Below are 15,560 nucleotides of genomic sequence, written 5' to 3' on the forward strand. Positions count from 1 at the left end.
TCGCGCACAAGGGTGATGGGCGTTGCGGCATGGTGCTGGGCCGCGTTGGCTGCATTGGCTGGCGGGTGTGCTTGTGGCATGCATGCAAGGGCGGGGCATGGTGGCTGGGCGCTTGCTTCAGGCGGGACAGTCGTTGCAGTGCGCAGGCAAGGCTGGGCTGGCGGCTTGCGTAAGCTGCGCCAATCCTTCCTTTGAAGCAAGCTCGTCGTTCTCGGCGCAGTCCGCCGTCACGGGCGCCGATTCCTGATCGAACTCCGCTTGTGCCAGGGCAAAGCCGCCCTGTTCCAGCCAGCACATGAAATGGCATTGCGCCTCCGCATGCCAGCGCACCTGGCTGGCGGGACTGGGCGTGTCCTCCATCGTCCGGTCTTCCTGGGCTGGCGTGGCCAGGGCGCCGCGCCAGCGTGCCACGCCGAGTTGTACTTTATGCATGGCACCCTGTTCGCTGGCGATACGGTTGCGCATGTCGTCGATGCTGCCTTCTAAGGCAATGGTGTCGATGTGCTTCATACAATATCCTTGTCAGTCGTTGCCTGGTTATTATTCCTAAAGCACGTTAGGCGGATTCCTAACGAAGTTTCAGTCTATCAATGCGATATTCCGAGCGCTTGATATATCTCAAAGGAATCAGCCATTTCTCGCCAAATCTCACCTTGTTCTTTTTGGTATTTCTGCCTGCGCTATGGTTTCGTGCGGCTGGCAACGTCGCGCAGGCGGCAAGCGGCGCCGCTTCACGCTGCCAGCCGCTTCTGGTAAAGTCACGCCCATGAGTAAATTATCCCTAGACCGCATCCTGCAATCGCAGGGTTTTGGCACCCGTAAATATTGCCGTTCCCTTATCGAAGATGGCGATGTCGTCATCGATGGCGTCACCCAGACCAGTTACCGCACCACCGTCGAGACCGACGGCCTGGTGCTGCACGTGTTTGAAGAAGAGTGGGTATACCGCGCCCACCTGTACCTGGCGCTGCACAAGCCCGCCAACTTCGAATGCTCGCGCAAACCGAGCCATCATCCTGGCGTGCTGACCCTGCTGCCGGAACAGTTCACCTGGCGCGAAGTCCAGCCCGTCGGCCGGCTCGACCACGATACGACCGGCATGCTGCTGATGTCCGACGATGGCCCGTTTATCCATGCACAATCGTCGCCGAAGCGTCACGTTCCGAAAATTTACCAGGCCACGACGCAAGAGCCCGTGACCGATGAACTGGTGGCCCTGTTGCTGGCTGGCGTGCAATTGCATGACGAACCGGCCCCGCTGGCGGCCCTCGTCTGCGTCAAGCGCGGCGAGCACCAGCTGGAAATCGTGCTCGAGCAAGGCAAATACCACCAGGTCAAGCGCATGCTGGCCGCCGCCGGCAACCATTGCAGCGCGCTGCACCGTTCCGCCATCGGCAGCCTGACCCTGGAATCGCTGGGCATCGCCGAAGGCGAGTGGTGTTATCTGACCCCCGGGCAGATCGCCCTCCTGGCATAACTCCCCCTGAGCGCCGAAGCCGGGTTTTCCCGGCTTTTTGGCGTCTTTAGCCTCCTATTGCCCGCATTTGACGAAGTTTTCCGTACATGAAATTAGCTACACTGAAGGATGGCACGCGCGATGGCCAGCTGGCGGTCGTCTCGCGCGACCTGAAAACGGCCCATCTGGCCGACGGCATCGCCTCGACCCTGCAAAAGGCGCTCGACGACTGGAGTTTCATTTCCCCGCAGCTGGACTTGCTGTACCAGACCATCAATAGCGGCCGCGGCCATCGCGCCTTCGAATTCGACCCCGCCAACTGCATGGCGCCCTTGCCACGCAGCAGCTTGCGCGTGGCGGGTGCGTCCTACCTGCAGCAGATCGAGCGGGCCAGCAAGGCCGCCGGCCTGGAGGTGCCCGCCAATCTGCGCGACGCGCCACGCATGTACCAGGGCGCCAGCGACGATTTCCTCGGCGCCCACGACGACATCTGCCTGGCGCACGAGCAGTGGGGCATCGATTATGAGGCGGGTATCGCCGCCATCACGGACGACGTGGCCATGGGTTCCACGCCCGACCAGGCGCACCTGAACATCAAGCTGTTGATGCTGGTCAACGACGTCACCTTGCGCAACCTGGCCCCGGACGAGCAAGCCGGCGGCTACGGCTTCCTGCAGGCGAAACCGGCCATGGCTTGTTCTCCCGTCGCCATCACGCCCGACGAGCTGGGCGACGCCTGGCGCGGCGGCAAGGTGCATTACGCCTTGCGCTGCAGCCTGAACGGCAAGTTGACGGGCCAGCCCCATGCGGGCGCCGACATGGCCTTCAATTATCCGCAATTGCTCGCCCATCTGTGCCAGACGCGCAACGCGCGCGCCGGCAGCGTCGTCAGCGCGGGCGGCATCGCCAACAAGGAAGTCAAAAAAGGATTTTCCAGCATCGTTGAGCGGCGTAACCAGGAGATGATCGCCGATGGCGTCGCCAGCACGCCCTTCCTGTTGTTTGGTGATGTTGTCCGGCTGGAAATGCTGGGCGATGACGGCAAGTCGCTGTTTGGCGCGATAGAGCAGACGGTGAAACAGGCCGAGGCGCGCAAGTCCCGTTAAGGTTACTGGAGAGTAAAGGAAATACAGGGGATTTGTCCCCCTGTTCCGCCGATGGCGCGCGCCCGCTTGAACCGATAATGCGTCATGCCCAGTCCGTATTGCGCCTAGCCAGGCTGCAGGACTTCACCGGAGTTGATTGATGTCGGAAGACAGCGACGCAGAAAAGACCGAAGCCGCGTCACCGAAGCGCCTCGAGCAGGCGCGTGAGGAAGGCGACGTTCCGCGATCGCGTGAAGTGGCAACGTTCACTGTGTTGATGGCGTCCGGCTGCTGCCTGTGGTTTGCCGGCGACGCCATCGTGCGGCGGCTGACGGCCGTCATGGTTTCCGGCCTGTCGCTGGACCGGGAGCAGATACTCAATCCCGACGCGATGATGTTGCGTATTGGCTACGACGTGGGTTCGGTCCTGCTCACTTGCCTGCCGTACGCGCTGGCCATCATGCTCGTCGCGCTGGCGTCGCCCGTGCTGGTGGGCGGCTGGCTGTTCAGTTCCAAGGCGTTCACCCCCAATTTCGGCAAGCTCAACCCGATTCGCGGCCTGGGCAATATGTTTTCGAAGAATGCCCTGGTGGAGTTGCTCAAGGCCATCGCCAAGACCCTCGTCGTCGGCGTCGTCGCCTGGATGGTGATGCAGCACCAAAAAGATGCCGTGCTGGGCCTGTCGGTGGAATCCCTGCGCGCCGGTTCGGCTCACCTGATCAGCCTGCTGATCACGGCCTTTTTGCTGATCGTCGGCGCGCTGGGCCTGATCGCCGCCATCGACGGCCCGTATCAGATGTGGCACTACGCCAACAAGATGAAAATGTCACTGCAGGAAGTCAAGCAAGAGGCGAAGGAGTCGGACGGCAATCCGCAGATCAAGGCGAAGATCCGCCAGATGCAGCATGAAATGTCGCGCCGCCGCATGATGGCCGACGTGCCGACGGCCGACGTGGTGGTGACCAACCCGACCCACTATGCGGTGGCGCTGAAATACGGCGAAAATTCGCGCGGCGCGCCGCAGGTGGTGGCCAAGGGCATCGACGAGGTGGCGGCGAAGATCCGCGAACTGGCTGGCGAACACAAGGTCGCCATCCTGGAAGCGCCGGCCCTGGCGCGCGCGCTGTACAAGCACACGGACATCGGCGACGAGATTCCCGAGGCGCTGTACGGCGCCGTGGCCGAAGTGCTGGCCTACGTGTTCCAGCTGCGCAGCTATGGCAAGGGCCAGGGCGAGCGTCCCGACAAGCCGAAAAAACTCGACGTGCCGCCCGAGCTCGACCCGCTCGACCCCGCATCGCAGACGCCGCCCGCAGCCGGCGCGGCAGACAAGAATAAAGGAAGTACACCATGAACGGCCTGAGATTGCCAGCCTGGCTCAGCGGAATGAGCAACAACGCCAGCAAGGGCATCGCCGCGCCGGTCATCATCATCATGCTGCTGGCGATGATGGTGCTGCCGCTGCCCGCCTTCATCCTCGACATTTTCTTCAGCTTTAATATTGCGCTGTCCATCATCGTGCTGCTGACGGCGCTGTACACGGTCAAGCCGCTCGATTTCATGGCTTTTCCGACTATTTTGCTCGTCTCGACCATGCTGCGCCTGTCGCTGAACGTGGCCTCCACGCGCGTGGTGCTGACGGAAGGCCATACGGGCGCCGATGCGGCCGGTAAAGTGATCGAAGCGTTCGGTCACTTCTTGATTGGCGGCAACTACACGGTCGGTATCGTCGTGTTTATCATTTTGACCATCATCAACTTTACCGTCGTGACCAAGGGCGCGGGCCGTATCGCCGAGGTGGGCGCCCGCTTCGCGCTGGACGCGATGCCTGGTAAACAGATGGCCATCGATGCCGACCTGAACGCCGGCCTGATCGGCGAAGACGAAGCGCGCCGCCGCCGCACGGAAGTGGCGCAGGAAGCGGAATTCTATGGCGCCATGGACGGTGCCAGCAAATACGTGCGCGGCGACGCCATCGCCGGCATCATGGTTACCGTCATCAATATCGTCGGCGGCTTGCTGGTGGGTTTGCTGCAGCACGACATGGGCTTTGCCGATGCGCTCAAGAATTACACCCTGCTGGCCATCGGTGACGGCCTGGTGGCGCAGATTCCTTCGCTGATCATTTCCACGGCGGCCGGTATCGTCGTCTCGCGCGTGGCCAGCGAACAGGACATCGGCACCCAGCTGGTGGGCCAGTTGTTTGCGAAACCGCAAGTGCTGTACATTACCGCCGGCATCATCGGCGGCATGGGCCTGATCCCCGGCATGCCGAACATGGTCTTCATCCTGCTGGCGTCATTGCTGGCCGGTTCCGCCTATCTGATCAGCAAGAAGCGGGAGCAGGCAAAAGAGGCGGCCGAGAAGCCGGCCGAGGTGCCGCAAGCGACCGTGGCGCCCGAGCAGGAAGAAGCCAGCTGGCAAGACATCATGCCGGTCGATACCCTGGGCCTGGAAGTGGGCTACCGTTTGATTCCCCTGGTCGACAAGACCCAGGGCGGCGAATTACTCAAACGCATCAAAGGCATCCGCAAGAAATTCGCCCAGGAAGTGGGCTTCCTGGCGCCACCCGTGCATATCCGCGACAACCTGGAATTGAAGCCGTCGGCCTACCGCATCACCCTCAAGGGCGTGGAGGTGGGCGTGGGCGAAGCGTTCAACGGCCAGTTCCTGGCGATTAATCCCGGCATGGCCAGCGGCACCTTGCCCGGCCTGAGCACCAGCGACCCCGCCTTTGGCCTGCCCGCCACCTGGATCGACGCCAGCCTGCGCGACCAGGCGCAATCGATGGGCTACACGGTGGTCGATGCGGGCACCGTGGTGGCCACGCACCTGAACCATCTGATTACCTCGCACGCGTCGGAGCTGCTGGGCCGCGCCGAGGTGCAGTCGCTGCTCGACCACCTGGGCAAGGAGTCGCCGCGCCTGGTGGAAGACCTGGTGCCGAAGATGCTGTCCTTGTCGACCCTGCAAAAGGTGCTGCAGAACCTGCTGGCCGAGGGCGTGCACATCCGCGACATGCGCACCATCATCGAAACCCTGGCCGAGCACACGGTCAGCACGCAAGACCCGAACGACCTGACGGCGCTGGTGCGCGTGGCCCTGGGCCGCGCCATCGTGCAGCAACTGTTCCCCGGCTCGGCCGAACTGTCCGTGATGACCCTGGACAGCCGCCTGGAGCGTTTGCTGATGCAAGCGATGGGCAATGGCGGCGACGGCGCCGGCATCGAACCGGGCCTGGCCGACACCATCGCGCACCAGGCGGGCCTGGCGGCCCAACAGCAGGAAGCGCTGGGGCTGACGCCGGTGCTGCTGGTGCCGGCGCCGCTGCGCGCCTTGCTGTCGCGCTTCCTGCGCCGCGCCTTGCCGCAGCTCAAAGTGCTGTCGCATGCGGAAGTGCCGGAAACCAAGACGATCCGCGTCACGGCGCTGGTGGGGGCGCAATAGTCGGCATCGTTAAGACCGCAAACCCAGGCGAAGGGCCGGGGTCGAACCCTCAGGGTTCGACCCCAGTTGCCGCCTTGGGGTTTTGAATGGGGGATGTCGGTCACCTGACGACGGTCCCTGCCACCTTTTTGCTTATTTTTTCATCAATTTCCTACTGGCAAACTGAATAACGGGTACTTTCCCGTCCTGTTCCTTCGATCATTTCCTCCAAGCATCGCTAATAATGGAAACTGTCCGGGTGATCTGTGTCCATGTGGAAGACAGCACTCAAGCAACAGGAGTCGATGATGGTCACACAGTTCAGCCCATATTGCGCCACCCCCGCCCCGGGAGGCCGGTCATGAATGTGAAGAAATTTACGGGCGCCTCGTCGCGCGATGCGCTGCGCAAGGTGCGCGAAGCGCTGGGCCCCGATGCCGTGATCCTGTCGAACCGCCAGGCCGATGGCGTGGTGGAAATCCTCGCGCTGGCCAATGACGATGCCGCTTCGCTGGCGTCGCCGCCGGCCGCCTCCGAAATGGCCCAGCCCCGTCCCCAGTTGCAGACCCAGTTCGCCACGCCGCAGCGTGCGGCCGCCCCGGCCCAGCGCCCGGCCGCGCCACGTCCCGCCGCACCGCGCCAGGCTGCCTCCGAGCCAGTGGACATGGCCCGCATGCAGCAGATGATGGCCAGCGCGCTGGCGCACGTCAAGGAAAACGCCGCCGCCGAAATGAGCGGCATGATGAATGAAATCCGCGCCATGCGCGGCATGATGGAAACCCAGCTGGCGGAAATCTCGTGGGGCTCGACGCAGCAGCGCGAGCCGCAAAAAGCCGTGGTGCTGCGCGAAATGCTGGCCGCCGGCTTCTCGGCCAGCCTGGCGCGCTACCTGATCGACAAGCTGCCGGCCGGCCTCGACGGCGCGCAAAGCATGCGCTGGATCAAGACGGTCCTGAGCCGCAACCTCAATACTGTGGCCAACGAAGACGCCATGCTGGAGCAGGGCGGCGTATTCGCCCTGGTGGGCCCGACCGGCGTCGGCAAGACCACCAGCACGGCCAAGCTGGCGGCGCGCTGCGTGATGCGCCATGGCCCCGAAAAACTGGCCCTGATCACCACGGACGCCTATCGTATCGGCGCGCACGAACAGCTGCGCATCTACGGCAAGATCCTCGGCGTGATGGTGCATTCGGTGAAGGACGAGGCGGACTTGCGCATCGCCCTGAAAGAATTGAAAAACAAGCACACGGTGCTGATCGATACGGTGGGCGTGAGCCAGCGCGACCAGATGGTGACGGAGCAGGTAGCCATGCTGTCGGGCGCCGGCGCCGACGTGAAGCGCCTGCTGTGCCTGAACTCCACGGCGACGCAGGAAACGCTGAACGAAGTGGTGCGGGCCTACCAGGGCAGCGGCCTGGCCGGCTGCATCATGACCAAGCTCGATGAAGCGGCCTCGATCGGCAATGTGCTCGACGTGGTGATCCGCCAGAAGCTGAACCTGTTTTATGTGTCGAACGGCCAGCGCGTGCCGGAAGACCTGTACCTGGCCGACCGCGGCTACCTGATCGACCGCGCCTTCAAGCTCAAGCGCGATGCGGCGGCGACGCAGTTTTCCGATGCCGAACTGCCGCTGCTGATGGCGCAGGCGGCCGCCCGCAACAATGAAGCGCGCGGGGTGCACCTTGGCTAATTTCGATTTCGACCAGGCCGAAGGCTTGCGCCGCATGCTGGCCGGCCCGCAGCCGCGCGTCATGACGTTCCTCTCGGCCACGCCGCAGGACGACAAGGGCGCCATGCTGGTCAACCTGGGCGCTTCGCTCGTCTACGGCGGCAATGACGTGCTGCTGCTCGACGCCAGCGGCGGCAGCGATGGCGTGGCATCGCGCCTGGGCCTGGCGCACGGCGCCAGCCTGCGCGACGTGGCGCGCCAGCAGTGCGGCTTGAACCAGGTCATCCACCAGGTGCCGCAAGGCTTCGGCGTGGCCAGCCTGGGCGCGCGCAACCATTTGATGGACAGCATGGATTATGCGGGCGCGGATGAACTGCGCCGCCTGGGCAAGACTTTCGAGGTGCTGGCGCGCCAGAGCGGCATCGTGCTGGTCGACGGCGTCGTGGCCGACGAGGGCGACTGCTTCCCCGTGCCGCTGATGGCTTCGTCGGATATCGTGGTGCAAGTGTCGACCAGCGCCACCTCGATCAAGGCGGCCTACTGCCTGATCAAGCGCCTGAGCCAGGAGCTGGGGCGCCGTCCGTTCGGCATTCTCGTCACCGGCGCTTCCGAATCCGAGGCAAAAGTGGTGTACGATAATATGGCGCAGGCGGCAAGCCGTTACCTGGCCGTGAAGCTGACCTCGATGGGGTCGGTGCCTGCCGATGAGTATCTGCACCGCGCGGCGCGTCTGGGCCGCAGCGTGGTCGATGCGTTTCCGCTGGCGGGCGCCTCGGTGGCGTTTCGCGGTCTGGCCGAGCGGCTGGCCCGTTCGGCGGCGCCGGTGCTCGGCGGTACCTTGTACCAGACGGGGAGCCCGCACCAGTTCAGCGCCTGATTCCATCATCCGCACACGATAGCAGTTAAAACAATAAGCAGCCTATGTACACGGTCAAAGGGAAATCGAACAAGGACTATTTGCTGACGGAGCATATTCCGCTGGTGAAGCGTCTGGCGCACCATATGAAGGCGAAATTGCCGCCTTCGGTCGAGGTCGATGACCTGATCCAGGCCGGCATGATCGGCCTGCTCGATGCCATTACCCGCTATGAAGAGACGCATGGCGCGCAGTTCGAGACGTATGCCGTGCTGCGCATCCGCGGCGCCATGCTCGACGAATTGCGCACCAGCGACTGGCTGCCGCGCAGCATGCGCCAGAACATGCGCAAGATCGAAGAGGCGATGAGCATCCTGCAGCAGCGCCTGGGCCACCCGCCGACGGAGTCGGAAGTGGCGAAACTGCTGAAAATGTCGCTGGCCGACTACCAGGAAATGCTGGGCGACGGCGGCGGCCACCAGCTGGTGTACTACGAAGACTTTCATGATCCGGACGGCAATGACAGCTTCCTCGACCGCCACTGCGTGGACGAGGGCAGCGACCCCTTGCGTTCCCTGCTCGACACCGATTTCCGGCAATCCGTGATCGATGCCATCGACGCGCTGCCGCCACGCGAGAAAATACTCATGGGCCTGTATTACGAAGAAGAGCTGAACCTGAAGGAGATCGGCGCGGTGATGGGCGTATCGGAATCGCGCGTCTCGCAGCTGCATACCCAGGCCGTCGCGCGCCTGCGCGCAACCTTGAGGGAGCTGGCGTGGACTGGTCCAGCGTAATCGGGCTGGCGCTGGCGCTGGCGGGCCTGCTGGTCGGCCAGGCACTGGAAGGCGGCAAGATGGCCTCCCTGCTGCAGCCGGCCGCCTTCGCCATCGTCATCGTCGGCACCTTCGGCGCCGTGCTGCTGCAGACGCGCCTGCGCACCTTCGTGCGCGGCCTGGAAATGCTGCGCTGGGTGTTCTTGCCGCCGTCCGACACCCGGGCCGCGCTGGCGCGCGACATCGGCCAATGGAGCCTGACGGCGCGCCGCGACGGCCCGCTGGCGCTCGAACGGCTGATGGAAAACACGGCCGACCGTTTCAATGCCAAGGGCTTGCGCATGATCGTCGACGGCATCGCGCCCGACAAGCTGCGCCAGCTGCTCGACGTGGAAATCTCCGCCTATGAAATGGCCGAGCGCCAGGCCGTCAAGGTGTGGGAATCGGCGGCCGGCTATTCACCCACCATCGGCATCCTGGGCGCCGTGCTGGGCTTGATCCACGTCATGGAAAACCTCACCGACCCGAGCAAGCTGGGCAGCGGCATCGCCGTGGCCTTCGTCTCGACGATTTATGGCGTGGGCCTGGCCAACCTGCTGTTCCTGCCGGTGGCCAATAAACTCAAGGCCATCGTCTCGCGCCGCGTGCTGCAGTATGAAATCACGGCCGCCGTGCTGTACGACATCGCCACGGGCGACCATACGCGCATCATCGAAGAGCGCGTCGCCAGCCTGCTTCACGAGCACTGAGCGAGCACTGACCATGATGCGGCGCGCGCGCAGGAAGTATGACGAGGAACCGGACAACCAGGACCGCTGGCTGATCTCGTACGCCGACTTCATCACCCTGCTGTTCGCCTTTTTCGTCGTCATGTATGCGATTTCGCAAGTCAACGAAGGCAAATACCGCGTCTTCCAGAACGCCATCGGCCAGGCCTTCAGCCTGGAAAAGGGCGCGCCGCCCATCATCATGGAAGCGCCGCAGGCGATTCCGCTGCCGAACCCCGCCCTGAAACGCCGCACGGAAGCCATCCGCCGCGAGCGCGAACACATGACGCGCCTGGCGCAGGACCTCACATCTACCCTGGCGCCGCTGGTGAAGGAAGGCAAGGTGCGCGTGACGCAGACGAGCCGCGGCGTGAGCGTGGAAATCAACGCCAGCGTGCTGTTCGACCCGGGCGCGGCGGGCTTGACGGCGGAGTCGGACCAGGCCTTGCGCGCCGTCGCCGTGCTGCTCAAGGATGACACGCACGACGTGCAGGTGGAAGGGCATACGGACGTCCAGCCGATCAGCAATTCGACCTTTGCCTCGAACTGGGAACTGTCGGCCGCGCGCGCCAGCGCCGTCGTGCGTTTGTTCATCGCCAGCGGCGTCAAGGCCACGCGCCTGACGGCCGTCGGCCACGCGGACAACATCCCCGTGGCGCCCAACGAAACCCCGGAAGGGCGTGCGCGCAACCGCCGAGTGGCCGTGACGATCTTGTCGGGCATCCCCGAGACGGTGACGGAAGTGCCGACGCCGCCCATAGCACCTGCTCCGGCTCCCGCCAACTGACCCCCGGCGCTTGGTACAATCGCGGCCTTCTCCCTTTTTATCTCTTCATCATGAAAAGCAGTTCCCTGGGCGGTCTCGTGTATTCCACTGAAACGGGCCGCATGTGCCCCGCCTGCCGCCAGCCGCTGGCGCAATGCGCGTGCAAGGCGCAAGCGAAGGCGGCACCAATCGGCGACGGCGTGGTGCGCGTGTCGCGCCAGACCAAGGGCCGCGGCGGCAAAAGCGTCACCGTGGTGAAAGGCTTGCCGCTGGACGCCATCGCGCTGGCCCTGCTGGGCAAGCAGCTGCGCACGCAGTGCGGCTCGGGCGGCACGGTCAAGGATGGCGTGATCGAAGTGCAGGGCGACCACGTCGAGACGGTGATGGCCGCGCTGGCCAAGCTGGGCCACCAGCCGAAAAAGGCCGGCGGCTGAGCTTGCGCAGGCGTGCGGCCCGCTGCCGCAGGCCTGTGGTAACGTGCGCTTCCGTCCACGCGCATCCTCACCATGAACGTCAAATTCACCAGTATCGCCATCGCCGCTGCCATCGCGGCAGTGCTGGCGCTCGTGTACTGGCCCGCACCCGGCGGCGGGGCGCCGGAATCTTCCACCGCTGCCGCCAGCGCACCGGCGGGACGCAGCCTGGAATCGTATTTGACTATCGATGCCGCCGTCCCTGCGGCTGAAGCGCCCGTTGTCGTTTCCTTGGAGCAACGGCTCGAACGCCTGGCTGCCAGCGGCAGGGCGCAAGACGCGTATGCGGCCTTCAACCTGATCGACGACTGCATCGTCTTCCAGCGCGAAAACCGCTTGCCGGGGCTGGAATTCGAGCTGGGACGCGAGATGACGGCGGAAGAAAAAGCAGCCCAGCAGCAGCTGTGCGGGGGGCTGACGCAGCGCCAGCGCGACGATCGCCTGGCTTACCTGGCCAGCGCCGCGCAAGGCGGCGTGCCCGGTGCGGCCACCCTGTTCCTGTCGGAAGGGCCGTTCGGCGACCGCAGCGCCCTGCGCAACCGTCCCGACGATCCGCTGGTGCAGGCGTGGAAGCGGCAAGCCATCGCCCAGCTGACGGCGCAGGCGGACGAGGCTGAACTCTCCAGCGTGGCTACCCTGATGATGGCGTATCTGCGCGACGGCGAGGTGGTGCAGAAGGATGCGCCGCAAGCATACGGCTATCTGCTGGCCCTGCGCCTCGTGTATGACGATATCCTGGCGCCCGGCGTCACCAATCCGTATCAGGATGAATACTGGCACTGGCTGCAGGCGGAACTGACGCCGGAGCAGCAAGCCGCCGCCGCGGCGAAGGGGCAGGCCATCGCGGCAAAATTCCGCCAGCACACGGGGCATCCCGCGCACGGCTGAACGGGCAAAGAAGGGGGGACTAGCCGATGACGACGCGGCGGCTGGCCGTGTTTGTCGTCGCCTGGCCGCTGGGGCCGTAGAAATTGCCGCTCTGGGCCGGGGGGCGCATGGCGTTCAGGGCGCCTTGCGTATGAACCATGTGCTTGTTGACGAGCAGGCTGTTCAGGCGGTTTTGTTCCTTGGCTTCGCGCGTGGTCTCGAGCAGGGCTTTCCACAGGGGCGCCGCTTCGGCTTCATTGGCGCCGGGCAGCCAGTCTTCCATGCCCGCTTCGGCGGCCGTGAAGCCGGCTGCCGCCAGCGCCTGGTGGCGTTGCGCCGCCAGCTGGCTCAGTTGTCCGACGAGTGCCGTCTTGCGTACGGTGAGCTCCGTGATTGCATCGATGTCAGCCGCAACCAGATGCCGCTGTTCTTCTTTCATCAATGCCAGCAATGTGGTCATGAGCTGTTGCTCGTCGCGCAGGCTGGAAAACGGAGTCACTGATTGCATGAGGGAACCTATCTATTTCGTGAGTGCAGCAAGTCCTTGACTGTGTCGAGGAGCCCGTCCGCCACTTTTTCAGAGTTGACCTGGAACTGGCCGTCGGCGATCGCCAGCTTGATGCGTTCGACTTTTTTCGTGTCGAACACGGCGCCGCTGCCGGCAGTTGCACTGGCCGCTAATGCCTGTCCTTGCGGCGACAGGCGTACATTGTCCGACGTCGTCGGTGTTGCCTGGGCTTTCTCGGCATTCCGGGCGCCGGAGGTGCTCGCGGGCGCCACCGGCAGGCCGGGATTGCTTTTAATGGTGTTGTCGGTAATTTTCACAGCGTGATCCTCGTCTGGTCGAAGTCAAAAAACTCCGGGATATGACTTCTTATCGGCATCTTATCCAGGAACTTTAGTGCGCCAGACTACAATATCGCTATCCATCCGTGTTTAGAACGCCACCTCCACCAGCCCGCCAGCCCGCGCCACGCCGCTGATCTGCTGGCCGCTCTGCGTGCGTACCTGCACCGTCTGGCCATCGCCGGCGCTGCCGATGGCGCGCCCTTCTGATGCCACTTGGAAACCGTTGCCACTGGAAACGACGCGTACCAGCTGGCCCTGCATCACCACCGGCTTGCGGCGCAGGGTATCGAGGCGCATCGGCGTGCCTGGCGGCAAGGAAATATTCGTGCTGGCGCCCACCACCTGGGCCATGTCGGTGGCGATGCCTGCCGGCAATGCGGCCAGGTCGCCCTGCATCGTCACCAGTTGTGTGGCGTCGATGGCTTGCCCTTGCGCCAGCGGCACGGCGCTGGCCACGTAGTCGCCTACGACGGCCACGTTCGCTTGCAGATAGATGGTCCAGCTGGACGGGGCCGTGCAGCGCACGCCCACGGTGGTCTTGCCCCAGGCGCGGGCGCCCGGTGCCATGAACGCTTGCGGCGCGGGGCAGGCGGCCAGGTTCAGGCGCGGATCGACGGCGCCGACGGTGATCGTCACCTTGCCCGGCAATCCATTGCTTTGCACTTGCAGGAATTGTTCCACGCTGTTGCGCAGCGCTTCCGGCGTTTGCCGGCCGGCGTTCTGCGCCTGCGCCAACGGCGTCAGGGCGGCAAGAGCGAAGAGGAAAGCGAGCGGTGTTTTCATGGTGATAGGCCTCTGGAATAGTGCCATGATAGTGCGCGCCGCCCCGTTCGAAGCGCCGATTAAGGGGTAAAAGTATGGTCTGATCCGGCGATGGCCTTGCGGGCGGGCGCCGTACTATGTTTCCTGTCATCACTATACCGCCATCCTTCCGCCATCTCGGGCGCCAGTGGCAGATCTTTCCGGAGCCTGACATGATAGGGAAACTCGACGATTACATGCGCTTCAACGAGACGGCGCTGAGCCTGCGCTCGACGCGCCAGGAATTGCTCGCCTCGAATATCGCCAATGCCGACACGCCCAACTACAAGGCGCGCGACGTCGATTTCGCCGCCGCCCTGAAGGGGGCGATGGCGCGCAAGGATGGCGTGCCGCCGGCCCTGAAGGGCACGGCGCCGCAGCATATGCCCGGCAAGGGCGTGGCCGCCGCCGTGGGCGGCAGCACGGGCGGCAAGGTCGAGACCCTGGCCGACGGCACGCCGCTGCTGTACCGCGCGCCGGCCCAGGGCGCCGTCGACGGCAATACGGTCGACATGGACCTGGAACGCAACGCCTTTGCCGACAATGCCATCCGCTACGAGGCGGCCGTCACGTTCCTCAATTCGCAGATCAAGGGCATGCTGACGGCCATCCAGGGAGGACAATAATCATGTCGCTATTTAATATCTTCAATGTTTCCGGTTCGGCCATGAGCGCCCAGGCGCAGCGCCTGAACACGGTGGCCAGCAACCTGGCCAATGCCGACAGCGCCACCAGCGCCACGGGCGAAGCCTACCGCGCCAAGCAGGTGGTGTTCGAAGCCGTGCCCATGGCCAACGGCGCCACGGCCGTCAAGGTGCAGAAGGTGATCGAGGACCCGTCGCCGATGAAGCTGGTGTACGACCCGAAGAACCCGCTGGCCGACGAGAAGGGCTACGTCACCATGCCCAACGTGAATACGGTCGACGAGATGGTCAACATGCTGTCCGCTTCGCGCTCGTACCAGACCAACGTGGAAACCATGAACGCGGCCAAGTCGCTGCTCCTGAAAACCCTTACCCTCGGCCAGTAAGGCTGACTGATCATTATGGCAACCATCGATACCACGACCTCCGTCACCACCGACCTGATGGCGACGATGAATCCGAAGAAGACGACGGCCGCGGCAGGCAGTGTCGAAGCGGAAACGAACAAATTCCTCACCCTGCTGGTCACCCAGCTGAAAAATCAGGATCCGATGAATCCGCTGGACAATGCGCAATTGACCAGCCAGCTGGCCCAGCTGTCCACGGTGACGGGCGTCAACAAGCTCAATACCACCGTGGAAAGCTTGAAAGCCAGCTACCAGCAAGCCGAATCCATGCAGGCGGCCAACATCATCGGCCACGGCGTGTTGACGGCAGGCAAGGATATCAACCTGAGCAAGAGCGCCGCGCTGCTGGGCGTGGACCTTGCCACGGCCGCCGACAAGGTCAAGGTCATCATCTACAAGGATGGCAAGGAAGTCCATTCCATCGACCTGGGCGCGCAGCCTGCCGGTACCTTGCCGCTGGGCTGGAACGGCTCCACCGCCGACCTCGACAAGGACGGCAAGCCGGTCGTGCTGGCCGACGGCGCGTATACCTTCGCGGTGGAGGCCACGCGCGGCGGCACCAAGCTCAAGGATGCAACGGCGCTGATGTTCGGTTCGGTCGCCAGCGTGTCGACGGGCGCGAAGGGCGTGAAATTGAATGTCCCGGGCGTGGGCAGCATCACCATGGCCGACGTGAAACAGATTCTGTAAGCCGCTTCCCCTTAGCGTGACCCTCACC

General features: G+C 64.1%; 18 protein-coding genes. 14 read left to right on the plus strand and 4 right to left on the minus strand.

Annotation, left to right across the window (positions count from 1 at the left end; translation table 11 throughout):
* Positions 1 to 117: 117 nt before the first annotated feature.
* The gene (locus AC07X6_RS20410) at positions 118 to 510 is read right to left on the minus strand and encodes a hypothetical protein (RefSeq protein ID WP_494792175.1); all 393 of its coding nucleotides are present in this window, start codon (positions 508 to 510) and stop codon (positions 118 to 120) included.
* A 256-nt stretch (positions 511 to 766) separates the two neighbouring features.
* On the opposite strand from AC07X6_RS20410, the gene AC07X6_RS20415 reads away from it, so the two are divergent.
* The 11 genes from AC07X6_RS20415 to AC07X6_RS20465 all read left to right on the plus strand — a co-directional run bounded on the left by AC07X6_RS20415 (position 767) and on the right by AC07X6_RS20465 (position 12,162).
* A complete protein-coding gene (locus AC07X6_RS20415) occupies positions 767 to 1,477 on the plus strand; it encodes a pseudouridine synthase (protein ID WP_494792176.1) in 711 nt (236 codons plus the stop codon).
* Between the two features lie 86 nt (positions 1,478 to 1,563).
* Positions 1,564 to 2,562, plus strand: a complete 999-nt coding sequence (locus tag AC07X6_RS20420) for a fumarylacetoacetate hydrolase family protein (protein ID WP_494792177.1) — start codon at positions 1,564 to 1,566, stop codon at positions 2,560 to 2,562.
* A gap of 139 nt (positions 2,563 to 2,701) precedes the next feature.
* Positions 2,702 to 3,895 (plus strand): flagellar biosynthesis protein FlhB, encoded by a 1,194-nt coding sequence (flhB, locus tag AC07X6_RS20425; RefSeq protein ID WP_494792178.1) that lies wholly within the window; start codon positions 2,702 to 2,704, stop codon positions 3,893 to 3,895.
* A complete protein-coding gene (gene flhA, locus AC07X6_RS20430) occupies positions 3,892 to 5,988 on the plus strand; it encodes a flagellar biosynthesis protein FlhA (RefSeq protein ID WP_230539692.1) in 2,097 nt (698 codons plus the stop codon). The genes flhB and flhA overlap by 4 nt, the downstream gene beginning before the upstream one ends.
* A gap of 340 nt (positions 5,989 to 6,328) precedes the next feature.
* The gene (flhF, locus tag AC07X6_RS20435; RefSeq protein WP_077407863.1) at positions 6,329 to 7,657 is read left to right on the plus strand and encodes a flagellar biosynthesis GTPase FlhF; all 1,329 of its coding nucleotides are present in this window, start codon (positions 6,329 to 6,331) and stop codon (positions 7,655 to 7,657) included.
* On the plus strand, positions 7,650 to 8,513 hold the full coding sequence (locus tag AC07X6_RS20440) for a MinD/ParA family ATP-binding protein (protein ID WP_230539691.1): 864 nt from the start codon (positions 7,650 to 7,652) through the stop codon (positions 8,511 to 8,513). Before flhF ends, AC07X6_RS20440 begins: the two co-directional genes overlap by 8 nt.
* A gap of 44 nt (positions 8,514 to 8,557) precedes the next feature.
* Positions 8,558 to 9,289 (plus strand): RNA polymerase sigma factor FliA, encoded by a 732-nt coding sequence (locus tag AC07X6_RS20445; RefSeq protein ID WP_230539690.1) that lies wholly within the window; start codon positions 8,558 to 8,560, stop codon positions 9,287 to 9,289.
* The gene (locus tag AC07X6_RS20450; protein WP_099377957.1) at positions 9,271 to 10,017 is read left to right on the plus strand and encodes a flagellar motor protein; all 747 of its coding nucleotides are present in this window, start codon (positions 9,271 to 9,273) and stop codon (positions 10,015 to 10,017) included. Before AC07X6_RS20445 ends, AC07X6_RS20450 begins: the two co-directional genes overlap by 19 nt.
* Positions 10,018 to 10,033: 16 nt before the next feature.
* Positions 10,034 to 10,822, plus strand: a complete 789-nt coding sequence (gene motD / locus AC07X6_RS20455) for a flagellar motor protein MotD (protein ID WP_230539979.1) — start codon at positions 10,034 to 10,036, stop codon at positions 10,820 to 10,822.
* Between the two features lie 50 nt (positions 10,823 to 10,872).
* Complete coding sequence (locus AC07X6_RS20460; protein WP_494792179.1) at positions 10,873 to 11,235, plus strand: translation initiation factor Sui1; 363 nt, start codon at positions 10,873 to 10,875, stop codon at positions 11,233 to 11,235.
* A 72-nt stretch (positions 11,236 to 11,307) separates the two neighbouring features.
* Positions 11,308 to 12,162, plus strand: a complete 855-nt coding sequence (locus AC07X6_RS20465; RefSeq protein WP_494792180.1) for a hypothetical protein — start codon at positions 11,308 to 11,310, stop codon at positions 12,160 to 12,162.
* Positions 12,163 to 12,181: 19 nt separating this feature from the next.
* Here AC07X6_RS20465 and AC07X6_RS20470 read toward each other — a convergent pair whose 3' ends face one another.
* From AC07X6_RS20470 to flgA, 3 genes are all read right to left on the minus strand, one after another.
* Positions 12,182 to 12,649: a flagella synthesis protein FlgN gene (locus AC07X6_RS20470; protein ID WP_474292464.1), complete on the minus strand. Its 468-nt coding sequence runs from the start codon at positions 12,647 to 12,649 to the stop codon at positions 12,182 to 12,184.
* A gap of 8 nt (positions 12,650 to 12,657) precedes the next feature.
* On the minus strand, positions 12,658 to 12,966 hold the full coding sequence (flgM, locus tag AC07X6_RS20475) for a flagellar biosynthesis anti-sigma factor FlgM (protein ID WP_034787161.1): 309 nt from the start codon (positions 12,964 to 12,966) through the stop codon (positions 12,658 to 12,660).
* A gap of 111 nt (positions 12,967 to 13,077) precedes the next feature.
* Entirely contained in the window at positions 13,078 to 13,773 is a 696-nt protein-coding gene (flgA, locus tag AC07X6_RS20480; RefSeq protein WP_494792181.1) for a flagellar basal body P-ring formation chaperone FlgA, read from the minus strand.
* A gap of 191 nt (positions 13,774 to 13,964) precedes the next feature.
* Between flgA and flgB the strand changes: the two genes are divergently transcribed.
* From flgB to AC07X6_RS20495, 3 genes are read left to right on the plus strand one after another with little or no spacing between them, the layout of a single operon-like run.
* The gene (gene flgB, locus AC07X6_RS20485; RefSeq protein ID WP_086148193.1) at positions 13,965 to 14,417 is read left to right on the plus strand and encodes a flagellar basal body rod protein FlgB; all 453 of its coding nucleotides are present in this window, start codon (positions 13,965 to 13,967) and stop codon (positions 14,415 to 14,417) included.
* Positions 14,418 to 14,419: 2 nt separating this feature from the next.
* Positions 14,420 to 14,821, plus strand: a complete 402-nt coding sequence (gene flgC / locus AC07X6_RS20490; protein WP_071075845.1) for a flagellar basal body rod protein FlgC — start codon at positions 14,420 to 14,422, stop codon at positions 14,819 to 14,821.
* 15 nt (positions 14,822 to 14,836) lie between these two features.
* Complete coding sequence (locus AC07X6_RS20495; RefSeq protein ID WP_230539685.1) at positions 14,837 to 15,532, plus strand: flagellar hook assembly protein FlgD; 696 nt, start codon at positions 14,837 to 14,839, stop codon at positions 15,530 to 15,532.
* Positions 15,533 to 15,560: the final 28 nt, after the last annotated feature.

This window comes from Janthinobacterium sp. GW460-12-1-14-LB5 (assembly GCF_059423585.1).